This window comes from Agrococcus lahaulensis DSM 17612 (assembly GCF_000425105.1).
Taxonomy (GTDB): Bacteria; Actinomycetota; Actinomycetes; order Actinomycetales; family Microbacteriaceae; genus Agrococcus; species Agrococcus lahaulensis.
In genome coordinates, this window is record NZ_AULD01000006.1 from 32,394 (window position 1) to 47,628 (window position 15,235).

Here is a 15,235-nt window from a genome sequence, read left to right on the forward strand (position 1 = left end):
AAGGAGACATCCCGTGGCCTACACCAAGGACGAGGTCCTCGCAGGGCTCGCCGACCTCGTGAACGACGAGACCGGCATCGCTACCGAGAACGTCCAGCTCGAGAAGTCGTTCACCGACGACCTCGACATCGACTCGATCTCGATGATGACCATCGTCGTGAACGCCGAGGAGAAGTTCGACGTCAAGATCCCGGACGACGAGGTCAAGAACCTCAAGACCGTCCAGGACGCGGTCGACTACATCACGAACGCCCAGGCTGCCTGAGGCCTGTTCGACTGCGCGTGCGGCCGGGTCGACCGGCCGCACGCGCGATCTGTGAGGAGAGGCATGACGAAGAAGATCGTCATCACCGGCATCGGCGCCACGTCGCCCATCGGCGGCACCGCTCGCGAGAGCTGGCAGGCGCTGCTCGCCGGCGAGTCCGGCGCGCGCTCGCTCGAGCACGAGTGGGTCCAGGAGCTGCAGCTGCCCGTCACGTTCGCCGCCGAGGCGAAGGTGCGCCCTGACACGGTGCTCGAGCGCCCGGTCGCGAAGCGCCTCGACCCCTCGAGCCAGCTCGCGCTCGTCGCCGCGAAGGAGGCGTTCGCAGACGCCGGCTCTCCTGAGATCGACCCCGAGCGCCTCGGCGTCGACTTCTCGACCGGCATCGGCGGCCTCTGGACGCTGCTCGACGCCTGGGACACGCTGCGCGAGCGCGGCCCCCGGCGAGTGCTGCCCATGACGGTGCCGATGCTCATGCCCAACGCGCCGTCGGCCGCGATCTCGATGCACTTCCAGGCGCGCGCCTACGCGCGGACCGTCGCCGCCGCGTGCGCCTCGAGCACCGAGGCGCTCGTGAACGCCTACGAGCACCTGCAGGCGGGCCTCGCCGACGTCGTGCTCGCCGGCGGCAGCGAGTCGGCGATCCACCCGCTGACGCTCGCCGCGTTCTCGTCGATGCAGGCGCTCTCGCGCCGCAACGACGACCCGGCCACCGCCTCCCGCCCCTACGACATCGCCCGCGACGGGTTCGTCATGGGCGAGGGCGCCGCCGTGCTCGTCGTCGAGACCGAGGAGCACGCGCTCGCACGCGGCGCGAAGATCTACGCCGAGCTCGCCGGCGGCGGCGTCACGGCCGATTCGTACCACATCACCGCGCCCGAGCCCGAGGGCCTCGGCGCAAGCCGTGCGGTGCACATGGCGCTCGAGGCCGCGGGTGCGACGCCCGACGAGGTCACGCACATCAACGCGCACGCGACGTCGACCCCCGTCGGCGACGTCGCCGAGGTGCGCGCGCTCGAGCGCGTGTTCGGCGAGCGCGTGCGCGAGATCCCCGTCTCGGCGACGAAGGCGGCCCACGGCCACCTGCTCGGCGGCACGGGCGCGCTCGAGGCGATCTTCACCGCGCTCGCGGTGCAGGAGCGCCAGGCACCGCCGACGATCAACGTCACGGAGCAGGACCCCGACGCGCCGCTGCGCATCTCGGGCGCCCCGATGCCGCTCGGCGACGAGCCGCAGCTCGCGGTGTCGAACTCGTTCGGCTTCGGCGGCCACAACGCCGTCATCGCGATCCGCTCGGTCTGAGCCCGCGAAGCGCCGAGGCCCCCGCTGCTCGCAACGGGGGCCTCATCGTGCTGGGCGCGTCAGCCGACGCGGTGCAGCCACGCGACGGGCGATGCGTCGGAGGCGTGGCGGTAGCCCTCGAGGTCGCGGTCCCACGGGCCGGCCATCGCCTCGTCGAGCTCGGCGAGGAGCGCGCGCGAGTCGGGGCCGGCGGCCTCGATCGCGCTGCGGATGCGGTCCTCCGGCACAAGCAGGGAACCGGCGGCGTCGATGCGGCGCGCGGCGATGCCGAGCTGCGGCGTGTGCATCCAGCGCATGCCGTCGCTGCCCGGCGTGGGGTCCTCCGTCACCTCGAAGCGCACGTCGCGCCAGCCGGCGAGGGCGCTCGCGATCGACGCGCCGGTGCCGACCGGGCCCGTCCAGTGCACCTCGGTGCGCTCGGCGCCGGGCTCGGCGGGCTGCGGCTGCCACACGAAGCGCAGCGCGTCGCCCACGGCCTGGCCGATCGCCCACTCGAGGTGGGTGCGCATGGCGCGCTGGGACGCGTGGATCCAGACGACCCCCGCGGTGGTCGCGGGACGTCGCCTGAGCATGTTCGCAGCAGTCATCGTCTCTCCCTCGTTCGATGCGACTTCCCCATCGGTCGAACGAGCCCGAGTCGATGCCTCGAGTGTGGCACACGCGGGCTGCGAACTCCAAGCGTGTCATTCGTCGCGGATCGTCGAGCACCGCGCGTGGCGTCACCCATCGACCGCTCGTCGAGCACCGCGCGAAGCGTCGCCCAGCCACCCGTTCGTCGAGCACCGCGCGAAGCGTCGCCCAGCCACCCGTTCGTCGAGTAGCGCGCGAAGCGTCGCCCAGCCACCCGTTCGTCGAGTAGCTCGCGAAGCGCGCGTATCGAGACGGGCGCGATCGGTCTCGATACGCCGCCTGCGGCGGCTACTCGACCGACGAGGGGGCGGCGGCTACTCGACCGACGAGGGGGCGGCGGCTACTCGACCACCGAGGGTGCGGCGGCTACTCGACCACCGAGGGTGCGGCGGCTACTCGACCGACGGATGGTGCCGGCGGCGGCTACTCGGCCGGCGCGGACTCCGCGAAGATCGGCCGCTGCTCGCCCGCCTCGATCGGGAAGGCGAGGCGGTTGCCCGCCGGCGGCAGCGGGCAGTTGAACTGGTCGCTCATCGCGCACGGCGGCACGATCGCGCGGTTGAAGTCGAGCTCGACGGTGCCGTCCTGCCGCGGCTTGACGAACAGGAAGCGGCCGACGTCGTAGGTCGCCTGCCCCGTCGTCGCGTCGGCGAAGACGATCTGCAGGCTGTCGCCGTCCGGGAGCGCGACGAGCTCGACCTCGGCGCCCTCGTGCTCGAAGCGGATCGTGCCGGGCGAGACGCCCTGCCGCATCGAGCCGCCCTGCGACTTGCCGTACTCGAAGGCGACGCCGCCCTCGACGGGCTCGAACGTGCCCTGCTTGACCCACGCGGGGTCGTAGTCGTAGGTCGAGATACCGTCGAAGCCGCGCTCCTCGGCCGCCTCGGCATCCCACACGCGCAGCGCGAACCGGCCGTGGAAGTCGGGACCGATCACGAACGCGGTCCGGCGGTCGTCGAAGCGCACGGAGCTCGGCGTCATCGAGTCGTGGCTGTAGACGATCGCCGCCCCGTCGACGAGCTGGCCGTCCACGACGATCTCGGCCGACGCATCCGCCGTCACCTGCAGCCCGTCACCCGCGGGCGAGGGCGCCCACGTGCCCGGCACGCCCTCGATCTCGGTCGACTCCGCGACCCACGCGGTGGCGACGAGGGCGACGGCGCCCTGCGGGCCGCGCACGCTCGCGTCGCGCTTGCGGCGGAAGGCGAGGTGCGACTCGGGCACGGTGGTGTCGGGGCTCGTGACGGCGGCGTCGGTCATGCCTCAAGCCTATCGATCCCTATGCTCGCGGCATGGCGCAGCGCATCTGGATCGTCCAGCACGACGAGTCACCCGACAACACGGTGCTCGGCGTCTTCGACGACGAGACGGCAGCCGACCGGTTCGCGAAGGAGGTCCAGGATCGCTGGACCAACGGCGTGCTCATCGCGTCTCACGAGATCGGGTACCGCTACGACGCTGGCAGCTACCGCTTCGGTCCCTGAGCGGAAGCCCATCGCTCGCGTGTCGGCGCGACCGCCTAGCGTGAGGCCATGGACCCGATGCCGCAGCTGAGCCTCATCATCCCTCCCGACGTCGCGCCCGAGCGCTTCGTCCCGATCGCCCGCGCCGCGGAGGGGGCCGGCGTCGACGAGGTGTGGGTGTGGGAGGACTGCTTCGCCGAGTCGGGCTCGGCGACCGCGGCGGCGCTCCTCGCGGCGACCGAGCGGCTGCGCGTCGGCATCGGGCTCATGCCCGTGCCGCTCCGCGCGGTCGCGCTCACGGCCATGGAGGTCGCGACGCTCGAGCGCATGGCGCCCGGCCGCGTGCTGCCGGGTGTCGGCCACGGGGTGCTCGAGTGGATGGGGCAGGCGGGCGTGCGCGCCGAGTCGCCCCTCACGCTCCTGCGCGAGCACACGGAGGCGCTCCGGCAGCTGCTCGCCGGCGACGAGGTGAGCATGCGCGGCCGCTACGTGCAGCTCGACCGCGTGCAGCTGCGCTGGCCGCCCGCGGCTCGGCCGCCCCTCTACCTCGGCGCGCAGCGGCCGAAGACGCTCGCGCTCGCGGCCGAGCTCGGCGACGGCGTCATCCTCGCGGGCGATGCGACGCCCGAGTCGGCCCGCGCCGCGGTCGGGACGGTCCTGGCCGTGCGGGCCGAGCGCGCGCTCGACGCGCCGTTCGAAGTCGTGCAGTTCCGCGGCGTGCGAGCGGATGCGTCGGCGGCCGAGGTTACGGACGTCGTGGCCGCGCTCGCCGACGCGGGCGCGACGAGCGTGCCGGTCTTCGCGCTCGATCAGGGCGGCCGCATCGACGCGGGCGACGGCATCCTCCGGCTCGCCGAGACGATCGGCTCGCTCGGCGCCTGAGCGATCTACCTGAGCGGTCAGTCGTTGCGGCCGCGGGCCGCGACGCGCCAGCGGGTCGACGGCAGCTCGTCATCGCCGCGGTCGAAGACGTGAAGGTCATCGACGAGGTTGACGGCCATGCAGACGTGGTTCGGCACGACGCGCACGCGGCTGCCGAGCGGCGGCAGCTCACCCGGCAGCTCGACCACGGCGTGGTGCTCGCTCAGCTGCACGATCCGCGCATCCGGATCGTCCAGGAGGCGACCGTGACCGCTCGCCCACGCCGCGCGATCCGGGCCGAGCACCTTCGAGCCGGCGTCGAGCACCATCCGGCCGCCCGCGTGCGAGACGACCGTGGCATGCGCCGTGAGCGCGATGGCGGTCGGCGGGATCGTGCCGAGCTCCCACTGCTGCGCGTCGCCGAAGACGCTGACGCCCGGTCGCAGCTCAGTGATGGGCGAATCCGTCTCGAGCGCCGCCTCGAAGCTCGGCGTCGAGCCGCCGGACACGACCCCCGGGTGGATGCCCGCCGCTCGCATCGCCTCCGCCGCGACGCCGAGCCCCGATGCCTCGTGCCGCGCCGCCACCGCTCGCGCGTCGGGCGCGTACGCGTGCCCGGGGAAGGCGAAGACGCCCTCCACGTCGATGCCGGCCCGCGCCGCCGCGAGGGCGACCTCGCCCGCGCGCTCGGGCGCGCATCCGGAGCGGTGATGGCCGACGTCGACCTCGACGCGCGCCGCGACGCGGCCCGCGAGCCCGGCGCGCGCCATGCGCTCGGCGCCCTCGACGGAGTCGACGCCGATCGAGATCGCGGCGCCCGCGGCGACGAGATGGCTCAGCCGCGCCGCGCGCTCGCCGTCGATCCAGAGCGGGAACGCGATGAAGAGGTCGTCGAGCCCGGCGGCGGCGAAGACCTCGGCCTCCCCGATCGTCGCGACCGTGAGCCCGTGCGCTCCGGCCGCCACCTGCATCCGACCGATCTCGATCGTCTTGTGCGTCTTCGCGTGCGGCCGCAGGGCGATGCCGCGCGCCGTCGCCGCCTCCGCCGCGCGCGCGATGTTCGCCTGCATCCGCTCGAGGTCGACCGCCAGATAGGGCGTCGAGGGTGCCATGCCTCGGAGCGTATCGGCCGCCGCTCCCGGCGTTCCCGCAGGGGCTCCGACCTAGGCTTCGGCTATGAGCTTGGACGAGCAGACAGCGGCGAGGAACGGCGAGATCAGCACGAAGCTGAAGCGAGGCATCACGGGACCGCTGCTGTTCCTGTTCATCCTCGGCGACGTGCTCGGCGCCGGGGTCTACGCCCTCACCGGCACGATGGCCGCCGAGGTCGGCGGGGCCCTGTGGGTGCCGCTCATCGTCGCGCTGTTCCTCGCCCTGCTGACGGCCGGCTCCTACGCCGAGCTCGTCACGAAGTACCCGCGGGCGGGCGGCGCGGCGGTCTTCGCGCAGCGCGCGTTCAAGAGCCCGATCGTGTCGTTCCTCGTCGGCTTCAGCATGATGGCCGCGGGCGTCGTGAGCGCCGCGGGCCTCGCGCTCGCGTTCGCGGGCGACTACCTCGCCGAGTTCGTGCCGGTGCCAGCGGTCGTGGCCGCGCCGATCTTCCTGCTGCTCGTCGCGGCGCTCAACGCGCGCGGCATCCGCGAGTCGATGGCGAGCAACGTCGTCATGACGGTCATCGAGCTCTCAGGCCTCCTGATCATCATCATCGCGGTCGGGCTCATGATGGGCGGCGGGGGTGGCGACGTCTCGCGAATCGGCGAGTTCCCCGAGGGCGTGAACCCGGCGCTCGCGACCCTGTCGGCCGCGATCATCGCCTACTACTCCTTCGTCGGCTTCGAGACCTCCGCGAACGTCATCGAGGAGGTGCGGAACCCCCGCCGGGTCTACCCGCGCGCGCTCTTCGGCTCGCTCATCGTCGCCGGCGTCGTGTACGTGCTCGTCGGGCTCGCGAGCTCGATCGCGATGCCGGCGGAGGAGCTCGCCGACTCGAGCGCGCCGCTGCTCGAGGTCTTCGAGGCGACGGGCCTCGCCGTGCCGGGCTGGGTCTTCAGCGCCATCGCGCTGATCGCCGTCGCGAACGGCGCGCTGCTCACGATGATCATGGCGAGCCGGCTCGCGTACGGCATGGCCGAGCAGGGGCTCCTGCCCTCGGTGCTCGGCCGCGTGCTGCCGAAGCGCCGCACGCCGTGGGTCGCGATCCTCGTGACGACCGCGATCGCGATCGGCCTCACCTTCATCGGCGACCTCGGCACGCTCGCCGAGACGGTCGTGCTGCTGCTGCTGTTCGTCTTCCTGAGCACGAACGTCGCCGTGCTCGTGCTGCGCCGGGAGCACGTCGAGCGCGAGCACTTCCGGGTCTGGACCTTCGTGCCGGTGCTCGGGATCGCCTCGTGCGTCCTGCTGCTCACGCAGCAGGAGCCGCACGTGTGGCTCCTCGGCGCGATCGCGATCGCGGTCGGCCTCGTCGCCTACGCGGCGACGCGGTTCGGCATCACGACGCCGCAGCCCGCTCCCGCTGCTGATCGTGTCGGAGACGAGTGAGCAGGTAGAGCCGATGGGCGGTGATGACGATCGCGAGCCACGCAGCGCCGAGCAGCCATCCCGCCACCACGTCGGTCACCCAGTGGTGCCCGAGGTAGACGCGGCTCGCCGCGACGAGCAGTGACGCGACCACCGCGATCACGACGATGCCGGCGCGCGCCCATCCGGAGCGGCGCCGCAGGATGAGCAGGTAGGCGATGACGCCGAGGATCGCGACCGCGTTGAGCGTGTGCCCGCTCGGGAACGACGCCGAGACCTCGTAGGGCGGCACGGCGTCGGTGAGCGGCGGGCGGTCGCGGCCGATGAGCACCTTGCCCGCGACCGTCATGAGCAGCGAGCCCGCCCCCGCCGCGACGACGAGCACGAGCGGCGTCCACGAGCGGCGGCGGAGGCTCAGGATCGCGAGCGACGCGATCGCGATGAGGGGCATGCCGATCGTGCCCGCGAGGTCCGTGAACCCCGTGATGAGCGCATCCGCCTGTGGATCCCGGATGGTGAGGATGGCGTCGAGCAGCGGGCGGTCGATGCCCGCGACGCCGTCCTCGTCGGTGACCGCGTCGTAGACGCCGACGGCGCCGAGGGCGAGCGCGAACGCGATCACCGCGCCGATCGCGAGCGTGAGGATGAGCGTGCCGTAGGGGCCGACGAGCTCGCCGAGCCTCGCCGCGAGGCCCGAGATCCCACGCGCGATCGGCGAGCTCGAGCGCGCGACCGCGACCTCCGGCTGGCCGGCGTCGTGGACCCTCTCCCCCGTGGTGCCATGCTCGTCCGCCGTGCCCTGCGCTCGCATCGTCGTCTCCTCGCCGTCGCCCGCTCGTGTGCGTCGACGCTAGCGCGCGGGTCCTCCCGAGCCGCTGTGCGCCGGAGCTGGGCGGCGCGCCACCCCGAGGAGCGACGCGCCGAGCGTCGCGGCGGCCGCGAGCGCGAACGCGGGCAGGTGGCCGAGCACGCCGATGAGCGCACCGGCGAGCGCGGCACCGATCGCCTGCCCGAGCACGAGCACGATGAACAGGAGCGCCGTGCCCGTCGGCGCTCGCTCCGGCTCGAGCTCTCCCGTCCACGCGATGAGCGCGCCGCTGCCAGCGACGTAGCCCCAGCCGAACGCGGCGCTCGCCGCGAGCGCCACGCCCTGCGAGCCGGGCGCGAGCGCGATCGCGAGCGTGGCGGCCGCCGCGACGGCGGTCGTGAGCGACCACGCCGTCCGCGGTGCGCGGCGGCTCAGCCAGCCCGCGGTCGCGATCGTCGCCGCGCCGCCCGCGCCGAGCGCGATCCACGCCGCGACGGTGACGGATGGCTCCAGCCCGGCGTCCACGAGCAGCACGCGCGCGTAGTTCCACATCGCCGCGGAGCCGATGCCGAGCAGCGCCGCACCGGCGATGAGGCGGCGGTGGCCGGCGAACCACTCGCGCGAGGGGACCGCGCTCGGCGCACCCTCCGCGGCCGGGCGCCGACGATCGGCGGCGAGCACCGCGATCGCGGACGCGACCGTCACGCCGGCGGCGACCCACCACGCGAGGCGCCAGTCGGGCAGCACGACGAGCGCCAGCGCGCCGGCGGCCACGATCCCTGGGCCCGTGCCCGCGTTCACGATCGTCTGCGCCCAGCTCCGACCGTCGCGCGGCACGTTGCGCCGCACGGCGTCGACGAGCGCGGGCGACGCGAGCCCCGCCGCGGCGGAGCTCACGATCGCGGCGATGGCGAGCATCGCGACGTCGGTCGCGATCGCCATCCCTGCCCCGCCGAGGCCTGCCGCTGCCGCCGCGGCCACGACGAGCGAGCGGGCGTGGCGCGAGGCGAGCACGAACCCCGCGGCCGCGCCGCCGCAGTACACGAGGGAGGCGCCGGCGGAGACGACGCCGGCGGTCGCGTCGTCGAGGCCGAGCTCGGCCTGCATCTCGGGCAGAAGCAGCCCGAAGCCGAAGCGCACGAGCCCGTACGAGCCCGCGATGAGCACGACCCCCGCGGGGATGAGAGCGGTCGGCGAGCTGGTCCCAATCGACAACGCACGTTTCACTTCGGCAGTCTAGGGTGACGACATGGGGATGCGCGAGAGCACTCGGGATCGGATGCTCGACGCCGCGGAGGAGCTGTTCTTCTCGCGCGGCATCGCGGCGACGCCGGTGGACGCCGTGATCGCGCGCGCCGGCGTGTCGACCGCGACGATGTACCGCGGCTTCCCGAGCAAGGAGGCGCTCGTCGCCGCGGCGCTCGAGCGCCGCGAGCGCGCGTGGATCGTGACGTGGGACGCAGCGGTCGACGCCGCCGGCTCGGAGGCCGAACGCCTGCTCGCCGTCTTCGACGCGCTCGACGACTTCCGCGCCGAGCGCGACTCCGCGCGCTGGTGCGCGTTCCTCGGGGCCGCCGCCGAGCACGTGGATGCCGACGAGGAGGTCGCGGCGGCCGTCCGCGCCGACACGGAGGCCTTCCGCATCCGCCTCGAGCGCCTCGCGGCCGACGTCGCCCCCGGGCTCGAGCACGAGCTCGCCGAGTCGCTGCTGCTCGTCATCAGCGGGCACCTCGCGATGCGCCTGCGCGACCCGTCGCAGTCGAGCGCGACAGCCCGCCGCGTCGCGCACGCGGTCATCGCGGCCATTGCGCAGGCTCCCGCGCTCTGAGAGCGTTGCCGCTGACCGAGGGAGGTCGCATGGACATGCTGTCGGGAGAGCAGATCGCGGCGGCGGAGCTGGCCGATTGGCGCAAGCTCGCGCAGGGCCTGCACGCTCGCTACCTCGTCGACGGCTTCGCCGCCGGCGCGCGGTTCGTCGGCGAGGTCGCCGAGGCGGCCGACGCGCTCGGGCACCATCCGAGCGCGACGATCGGCGACGGGCACGTCGACCTGAAGCTCATCAGCGACGACGCGATCTACCGCGACGACACGGGCGCCGAGCACGTCGTGCAGTGGGTGACGCAGCAGGACCTCGATCTCGCGCAGCGGATCACCGAGATCGGCGCCGAGCGGGGGCTCCGAGCCGAGCCGGCTGCGGTGACGGCGATCGAGCTCGGCCTCGACGCCGCGGCGTCGGCGACGGTCGCCCCGGTGTGGGCGGCGCTGCTGACCGGCGACCCCGGCTCCCAGGGGCTCGGCTCACCGAGCGACGAGATCCGCGACCGCACGGGCCGCGTCCCGAACCTCTGGTTCGGGGACGCCGCGGACGGCGGCCAGCGCTTCCACATCGAGGTCTACGTCGCGCCCGAAGTCGGCCCCGAGCGCATCGCCGCCGCGGTCGCGGCCGGCGGCACGGTCGTCGACGACAGCAAGGCGCCGTGGCTCACGGTCATCGCCGATCCCGAGGGCAATCGCGGCGTGGTCTGCGTCGACCCCTCGGCCGTCAAGCGATAGCGAGGAGCAGCCATGCGGTCTGTCGCCGATCAGAGCGTCGCCGAGCTGGGCGGGCGCATTAGCGTCCTCTCGCGCCAGAAGAGCGATCACGTGCGGCTCGACCAGCTGCTGCACCGCTTGCGCGAGTCGTCGCACGAGGAGCAGCTGCCCGCGCTGCTCGAGCTCTACCGGCTCGTCTTCCCGCACGCGTTCGCCGAGGAGTCGGTGCTGTGGCCCGTCATGCGCCGCGTGCTGCCCGACGGCGAGGAACTGACCCTGCAGGTCGAGCAGGAGCACCAGGAGGTCAACGAGCTCGTCACTCGGCTCGAGGACCTCGAGCTCGGCTCGCCCGAGCGGCAGGCCGCGCTCGAGCGGCTCGACGAGGTGCTGCGCGAGGACGTGCGCGACGAGGAGGACGAGCTGTTCCCGCGCCTGCAGGAGCGGGTCTCCGAGCGCGAGCTCCGACTGCTCGGCATCGCGTGGGAGGTCGTGAGCCGAGTGGCTCCGACGAGGGCGCATCCGATCGTCGCGCGACGTCCGCCGGGAAACGTGATCGCCGCGCTGCCGCTCTCGGTGCTCGACCGCTCGCGCGACCGCCTCGACGCGATCCGCCTGCGCGGCGCCGGCTCCGCCGAGGGAGCGCTCCATGCCGTGACGGACGCCCTGACGCGCGCGGCGCATGCCATCGAGCACTCCCCCGCGATGCGGCACGGCGAGGATCCGTCGACGCGCGTCGACGGGAAGCCCGGTGTGCCCTGGGGGCTCCTCGGCGGGGCGCTCGTGGCCGCCGTCGCGGTGCCGATCGTGCTCAGCCGTCGGCGCGGACGACGCCGCCGGGCGTCGTAGCGCTCTCGGTCAGCGCAGGTCGCCAGAGACCGCGATGAGCACCTTACCCGTGACGCCGCCCTCGACGGCGTCGTGCGCGGCTGCCGTCTCCTCGAGCGGGAACCACGTCAGCGGCAGCCCGGCGGCCTCGCCCACGGGCAGGGCGCCCGCTTCGAGCGCGGCCGTGATGTCCTCCGCGGCTGCGGCGAGCGCTTCGCGCCCCACGGTGTAGAGCAGCAGCCCCTGCCAGCGCGCGTTCTTCGCGAAGCTCGCCGCGATCGGGACGGTGAAGTCATCGCCGTTGTTGTTCGCGTAGTACGCGATGCTGCCGTGGTTGGCGAGCACCTCGACGTCGAGCTCGGCGTTCTGCGCCAGCGCGACCTCGACGATGTGGTCGACGCCGCGCTGCGCGATGGCGCGCACCTTGGCCGCGAGCTCGGCATCCGGGTACTGGAGGACGTGATGGGCACCCGCCGCACGAGCGAGCGCTGCCTTCTCGTCGCTGCTGACCGTGGCGATCACGGTCGCACCGGCCCACACCGCCAGCTGGATCGCGGCATGGCCGACGGCTCCTGCCCCGCCCTGCACGAGCACCATGCGCCCGTCGAGCGAGCCCGGTGCTAGCCGTGCAGGCCCGCGCTCGTGCACGGTCAGCGCGCGGTGGGCGGTCATCGCGGGAACGCCCAAGCTGGCCGCGACATCGAAGTCGATGCCGTCGGGCAGGCGGACGACGCGGTCTGCCGGCACCACCGTGAGGTCCTGCGCGGTCCCCGTCGGTCGCTGGTGGGCGGCGAGGTGGATCCACACGCGATCGCCGACCCGCAGCCCCACGACGCCCGAGCCGACGGCATCGACGACGCCGGCGCCGTCCTGGTTCGGGACGACCTCTGCGAACTCGAGCGGCCTGCTGCCCGCGCGCGCCTTCCAGTCGGTCGGATTGACGCCCGACACGGCGACACGGACTCGCACCTCATCCGGGCCCGGCACACCGGGCTCGCGGTCGTTGAGCTCGAGGACCGACGAGGGTCCGGGGCGGGAGTAGACGATGGCTCGCATGAGGGGTGCAAGGTGCGAGCGGCCGCGAGCATTCCCCTGGCCAGTGCCAGGTCGCCGTGGGAGAGGTCCGCCGCTCAGTGCCCGCGCTTCTGGCAGAGGTGCGCGAATGAGGCGCGACGACAGCGATCGCGGCGCCGACCCCGGATCACATGCCGCACAGCTCGGCCTCCGCAGCCTCGGCGATGACGCGGTACTCGTCGGCAGTCCAGCCGTAGAGCTCAGCCTGCTCGGCGTGCTCGTCGGCGTCGCCCCTTCGCTCCTCGTCGATGTAGAGGCGGTCGCACCACTGGTAGCCGGCGCCGATGACGACGTGCCGGAACGCTTCCATCGGCTCGCCCTCGGCGGGCGGCAGCTCCGAGCCGATCAGGCGGAGCTCTTCGCCGACGGAGGCGGCGAAGTCCCGCTCCCACGTGCGGTGCTCCTCCTGATACATCTCCTCCTCGGCCGGGGCAAACTCTTCGTCGCTCGACGGGTCGTAGGGGCCGTAGCCGCCGACGAAGCCGTAGCTGAACGGGTCGGCGAACGGCGGGATGATGACGCAGCCGGTGAGTCCGACCGCTGCGGCGGCGCTGATGGTGAGCGCAGCGAGCGTGCGTCGCATAGACGAGCCTCTCGAGAGGGACGATCGGGCGGCCGCGCTGGGGTGCTCGTCGCTCCGAGGAGAGTGTTGCACGAGGGGCCGCCCATCGCGGGCTCTGCCCGAATGCTCCTCGTAGGGCGGACGGGACTTGAACCCGTGACCGAGGGATTATGAGTCCCCTGCTCTGACCAGCTGAGCTACCGCCCCTCGGGCGCGAGGCCCGACCGGTCGAGCCTAGTCGCTGAGCTCGACGCGGGTGTCGGGGTCGCGGATGTCCTCGCCGCGGTAGAGGCGCTCGAACGCCGTGATGGTCCGCTCGATGTCGTGCGGCGCCACCATCTCGAGGCTGTGCTGGCGATACTTGCCGTACTCCTCGTCGCTCAGCCGCAGGATGCGCTCGAGCTTCTCGGCGAGGTCGGCCGCGTCATCGGGTCGGAAGAGCCAGCCGTTCGCGCCGTCGCGCACGAGGTGCGGGAGCGCCATGGCGTCGGCGGCGACGACCGGCAGCCCCGTCGCCATCGCCTCCATCGTCGCGATCGACTGCAGCTCGGCCGTCGACGGCATCGCGAAGACCTCCGCGCCGCGCAGGCGCTCGCGCAGCTCCTCGTCGCTCACGTAGCCCGTGAGCGTCACGCGGTCGGCGACGTGCAGGTCGCGCGCGAGCGCGGCGAGCTCGTCGATCTGGTCGCCGCCGCCGACGACGTCGAGGTGCCAGTCGAGGTCGCCCGGCAGCTGCGCCACGGCGCGCACGAGCGTCTCGAGCCGCTTCTCGCTCGTGACGCGGCCGACGAACACGATCCGGCCGCGCTGCCGCTCGGGGTTCGGCCGGTACTCGTCGCCCGGCAGGCCGCACGAGATGGCGTGCACGCCCGTGAGCCCGGTCATCTTCTCGAGGTAGTCGGCGCTCCGCCGCGTCGGCGTCGTCACGACGTCGCAGCGGCCGAGCACCTTCGCCGCGTCGCGCCACGCGAACTCGACGGTCTTGCCCTGCAGCGCCTGCGGGATGTTCGAGTGGTCCATGAGGTTCTCGAACATGAGGTGGTTCGTGCCGATGACGCGGATGCCGCGCTTCTTCGCCTCGATCGAGAACGCCCGACCGAGCACGATGTGCGACTGGAAGTGCACGACGTCCGGCCGCAGCGCATCCAGCAGCGATGCCGCGTTCGAGAACATGCGCCACGGCTCCGCGAACCGCAGCCACTCGTGCCCCGGGTAGAGCAGCGAGCGCAGCCGGTGCACGGTGAACCGCTCCCCCTCGTGCTCCTCGACGTGCGTCCCGTGGCGGCCGCGGCCGAGCGACGAGGCGACGACGTGCACCTCGTGCCCGCGCTTCGTGAGCCGGGCGGCGAGCCGGGTGGTGAACTTGGCGGCCCCGTTCACGTCGGGCGCGAAGGTATCCGTCGCGATCAGGACGCGAAGCGGTCGGTCGGTCATGGGGTCTCCTCGGGCGCCTGGGCGAGCGGGCGGATCTGGGGATGGTGCCGCGCGAGCTGCAGCACGCCGGTGACGGCGATCGCTCCCGCGGCGGCGAAGACGATGATGGCCCACGGCGGCGTCGCGGCCGCCTCGCCGAGCACCGTGACGCCGATGAGCACGGCGACGAGCGGGTCGACGACCGTGAGCCCGGCGATCACGAGGTCGGGCGGGCCGGATGCGTGGGCGAGCTGCACGGCGTAGCTGCCGGCCACGAGCGCGATCACGACGCCGATGCCGCACACGATCGTGAGCCACTCGAACTGACCCGAGATGATGCGGTTGATGACGATCTTCGAGAGCGTGACGACGAATCCGTAGAGCACGCCCGCCGTGACGATGTAGAAGATCGCGTTCGCGCGCTTGCGGTAGAACCACCACGCGATGCCGACGCCCGCGAGCCCGACGACGAGCAGCGCGAGCACCGTGAGCAGCTGCCGGTCGCTTATCGGCCGCTCGACAGCGAAGATCGCGGCGACGCCGACGAAGATGCCGATGCCGAGCAGGCACAGCCCGATCGCCCGGATCGTGCGGTGATCGAGCTTGATCTTCGCGAGCCGCGCGTTGAGGATCGCGGTGACGACGAGCGCGACCGCGCCGAGGGGCTGCACCACGATGAGCGGCGCGAGCGCGAGCGCCCCGAGCTGCATCGCGACGGCGAGGCCGAGCAGCAGCGTGCCGCCGACCCACGCTGGGTTCCGCAGCAGTCGCAGGACGGCCGAACCGCCGAGGTGCGCGCCGCGCTGGTCGCCGCCCTCGAACTGGTCGACACCGCGGTGCTGGAACTGCGTGCCGACCGACAGGAAGACGGCGCCGACGATCGCCACCGGGATCCCGAGAGCCTGCATCGGCGTGAGCGAGATCTCAGCCGCCAGGTCGTCGAGGGAGGTGAACAGCACCTAGCGAACCTACCGTTCAGCCCG

The 15,235-nt window shown here is 73.1% G+C and carries 17 protein-coding genes and 1 tRNA gene; 8 read left to right on the top strand and 10 right to left on the bottom strand.

The features are described from left to right. The first annotated feature begins 13 nt into the window (after nt 1-13). Nucleotides 14-265, top strand: coding sequence for an acyl carrier protein (locus tag H508_RS0104850; protein WP_021011716.1), 252 nt, complete (start codon nt 14-16; stop codon nt 263-265). A 63-nt stretch (nt 266-328) separates the two neighbouring features. Then, nucleotides 329-1,564, top strand: a complete 1,236-nt coding sequence (locus H508_RS0104855; protein WP_026373244.1) for a beta-ketoacyl-[acyl-carrier-protein] synthase family protein — start codon at nt 329-331, stop codon at nt 1,562-1,564. Nucleotides 1,565-1,623: 59 nt separating this feature from the next. Here the strand turns inward: H508_RS0104855 and H508_RS0104860 are convergent, their stop codons facing one another. Together H508_RS0104860 and H508_RS14590 are read right to left on the bottom strand one after the other, a co-directional pair. Beyond that, nucleotides 1,624-2,151 (bottom strand): DUF3145 family protein, encoded by a 528-nt coding sequence (locus H508_RS0104860; RefSeq protein ID WP_245569456.1) that lies wholly within the window; start codon nt 2,149-2,151, stop codon nt 1,624-1,626. 466 nt (nt 2,152-2,617) lie between these two features. Continuing rightward, nucleotides 2,618-3,454: a DUF1684 domain-containing protein gene (locus tag H508_RS14590; RefSeq protein WP_051222759.1), complete on the bottom strand. Its 837-nt coding sequence runs from the start codon at nt 3,452-3,454 to the stop codon at nt 2,618-2,620. Nucleotides 3,455-3,486: 32 nt separating this feature from the next. On the opposite strand from H508_RS14590, the gene H508_RS0104870 reads away from it, so the two are divergent. Continuing rightward, the gene (locus H508_RS0104870) at nt 3,487-3,678 is read left to right on the top strand and encodes a hypothetical protein (RefSeq protein WP_035254139.1); all 192 of its coding nucleotides are present in this window, start codon (nt 3,487-3,489) and stop codon (nt 3,676-3,678) included. Nucleotides 3,679-3,726: 48 nt separating this feature from the next. Next, on the top strand, nt 3,727-4,539 hold the full coding sequence (locus H508_RS16610; RefSeq protein ID WP_051222761.1) for an LLM class flavin-dependent oxidoreductase: 813 nt from the start codon (nt 3,727-3,729) through the stop codon (nt 4,537-4,539). A gap of 17 nt (nt 4,540-4,556) precedes the next feature. Here H508_RS16610 and H508_RS0104880 read toward each other — a convergent pair whose 3' ends face one another. Beyond that, complete coding sequence (locus H508_RS0104880) at nt 4,557-5,630, bottom strand: alanine racemase (RefSeq protein ID WP_026373247.1); 1,074 nt, start codon at nt 5,628-5,630, stop codon at nt 4,557-4,559. Between the two features lie 64 nt (nt 5,631-5,694). On the opposite strand from H508_RS0104880, the gene H508_RS14600 reads away from it, so the two are divergent. Then, a complete protein-coding gene (locus tag H508_RS14600) occupies nt 5,695-7,059 on the top strand; it encodes an APC family permease (protein WP_051222763.1) in 1,365 nt (454 codons plus the stop codon). Here the strand turns inward: H508_RS14600 and H508_RS0104890 are convergent. Beyond that, complete coding sequence (locus H508_RS0104890; protein ID WP_051222765.1) at nt 7,010-7,849, bottom strand: phosphatase PAP2 family protein; 840 nt, start codon at nt 7,847-7,849, stop codon at nt 7,010-7,012. The two genes, H508_RS14600 and H508_RS0104890, sit on opposite strands and share 50 nt — an antisense overlap. Before the next feature lie 39 nt (nt 7,850-7,888). After that, nucleotides 7,889-9,073 carry an MFS transporter gene (locus H508_RS0104895; protein ID WP_084155127.1) on the bottom strand — a complete coding sequence of 395 codons (1,185 nt, stop codon included), beginning with the start codon at nt 9,071-9,073 and terminating at the stop codon, nt 7,889-7,891. A 28-nt stretch (nt 9,074-9,101) separates the two neighbouring features. On the opposite strand from H508_RS0104895, the gene H508_RS0104900 reads away from it, so the two are divergent. From H508_RS0104900 to H508_RS14605, 3 genes are read left to right on the top strand one after another with little or no spacing between them, the layout of a single operon-like run. After that, nucleotides 9,102-9,674 carry a TetR/AcrR family transcriptional regulator gene (locus H508_RS0104900; RefSeq protein ID WP_245569457.1) on the top strand — a complete coding sequence of 191 codons (573 nt, stop codon included), beginning with the start codon at nt 9,102-9,104 and terminating at the stop codon, nt 9,672-9,674. Between the two features lie 29 nt (nt 9,675-9,703). Further along, complete coding sequence (locus H508_RS0104905) at nt 9,704-10,399, top strand: 4a-hydroxytetrahydrobiopterin dehydratase (protein ID WP_026373251.1); 696 nt, start codon at nt 9,704-9,706, stop codon at nt 10,397-10,399. Nucleotides 10,400-10,411: 12 nt separating this feature from the next. Beyond that, nucleotides 10,412-11,224 carry a hemerythrin domain-containing protein gene (locus H508_RS14605; protein WP_084155129.1) on the top strand — a complete coding sequence of 271 codons (813 nt, stop codon included), beginning with the start codon at nt 10,412-10,414 and terminating at the stop codon, nt 11,222-11,224. Nucleotides 11,225-11,233: 9 nt separating this feature from the next. On the opposite strand, the gene H508_RS0104915 is transcribed toward H508_RS14605, so the two are convergent. The 5 genes from H508_RS0104915 to H508_RS14610 form a co-directional block, all read right to left on the bottom strand. After that, nucleotides 11,234-12,259, bottom strand: a complete 1,026-nt coding sequence (locus tag H508_RS0104915; protein WP_026373252.1) for an NADPH:quinone reductase — start codon at nt 12,257-12,259, stop codon at nt 11,234-11,236. A gap of 145 nt (nt 12,260-12,404) precedes the next feature. After that, complete coding sequence (locus tag H508_RS0104920; RefSeq protein ID WP_026373253.1) at nt 12,405-12,860, bottom strand: hypothetical protein; 456 nt, start codon at nt 12,858-12,860, stop codon at nt 12,405-12,407. Between the two features lie 112 nt (nt 12,861-12,972). Continuing rightward, a tRNA-Ile gene (locus H508_RS0104925) sits at nt 12,973-13,046 on the bottom strand. Between the two features lie 27 nt (nt 13,047-13,073). After that, nucleotides 13,074-14,273, bottom strand: coding sequence for a glycosyltransferase (locus H508_RS0104930; protein ID WP_026373254.1), 1,200 nt, complete (start codon nt 14,271-14,273; stop codon nt 13,074-13,076). Further along, entirely contained in the window at nt 14,270-15,211 is a 942-nt protein-coding gene (locus H508_RS14610; protein ID WP_035254142.1) for a DMT family transporter, read from the bottom strand. The genes H508_RS0104930 and H508_RS14610 overlap by 4 nt, the downstream gene beginning before the upstream one ends. Between the last annotated feature and the right edge of the window lie 24 nt (nt 15,212-15,235).

Excerpts from the sequence above, each read along its gene's own strand:
- H508_RS0104855 (WP_026373244.1), top strand. The coding sequence starts at position 329 with ATGACGAAGAAGATCGTCATCACCGGCATCGGCGCCACGTCGCCCATC.
- H508_RS0104860 (WP_245569456.1), bottom strand. The coding sequence starts at position 2,151 with ATGACTGCTGCGAACATGCTCAGGCGACGTCCCGCGACCACCGCGGGG.
- H508_RS14590 (WP_051222759.1), bottom strand. The coding sequence starts at position 3,454 with ATGACCGACGCCGCCGTCACGAGCCCCGACACCACCGTGCCCGAGTCG.
- H508_RS0104870 (WP_035254139.1), top strand. The coding sequence starts at position 3,487 with ATGGCGCAGCGCATCTGGATCGTCCAGCACGACGAGTCACCCGACAAC.
- H508_RS16610 (WP_051222761.1), top strand. The coding sequence starts at position 3,727 with ATGGACCCGATGCCGCAGCTGAGCCTCATCATCCCTCCCGACGTCGCG.
- H508_RS0104880 (WP_026373247.1), bottom strand. The coding sequence starts at position 5,630 with ATGGCACCCTCGACGCCCTATCTGGCGGTCGACCTCGAGCGGATGCAG.
- H508_RS14600 (WP_051222763.1), top strand. The coding sequence starts at position 5,695 with ATGAGCTTGGACGAGCAGACAGCGGCGAGGAACGGCGAGATCAGCACG.
- H508_RS0104890 (WP_051222765.1), bottom strand. The coding sequence starts at position 7,849 with ATGCGAGCGCAGGGCACGGCGGACGAGCATGGCACCACGGGGGAGAGG.
- H508_RS0104900 (WP_245569457.1), top strand. The coding sequence starts at position 9,102 with ATGCGCGAGAGCACTCGGGATCGGATGCTCGACGCCGCGGAGGAGCTG.
- H508_RS0104905 (WP_026373251.1), top strand. The coding sequence starts at position 9,704 with ATGGACATGCTGTCGGGAGAGCAGATCGCGGCGGCGGAGCTGGCCGAT.
- H508_RS14605 (WP_084155129.1), top strand. The coding sequence starts at position 10,412 with ATGCGGTCTGTCGCCGATCAGAGCGTCGCCGAGCTGGGCGGGCGCATT.
- H508_RS0104915 (WP_026373252.1), bottom strand. The coding sequence starts at position 12,259 with ATGCGAGCCATCGTCTACTCCCGCCCCGGACCCTCGTCGGTCCTCGAG.
- H508_RS0104920 (WP_026373253.1), bottom strand. The coding sequence starts at position 12,860 with ATGCGACGCACGCTCGCTGCGCTCACCATCAGCGCCGCCGCAGCGGTC.
- H508_RS0104930 (WP_026373254.1), bottom strand. The coding sequence starts at position 14,273 with ATGACCGACCGACCGCTTCGCGTCCTGATCGCGACGGATACCTTCGCG.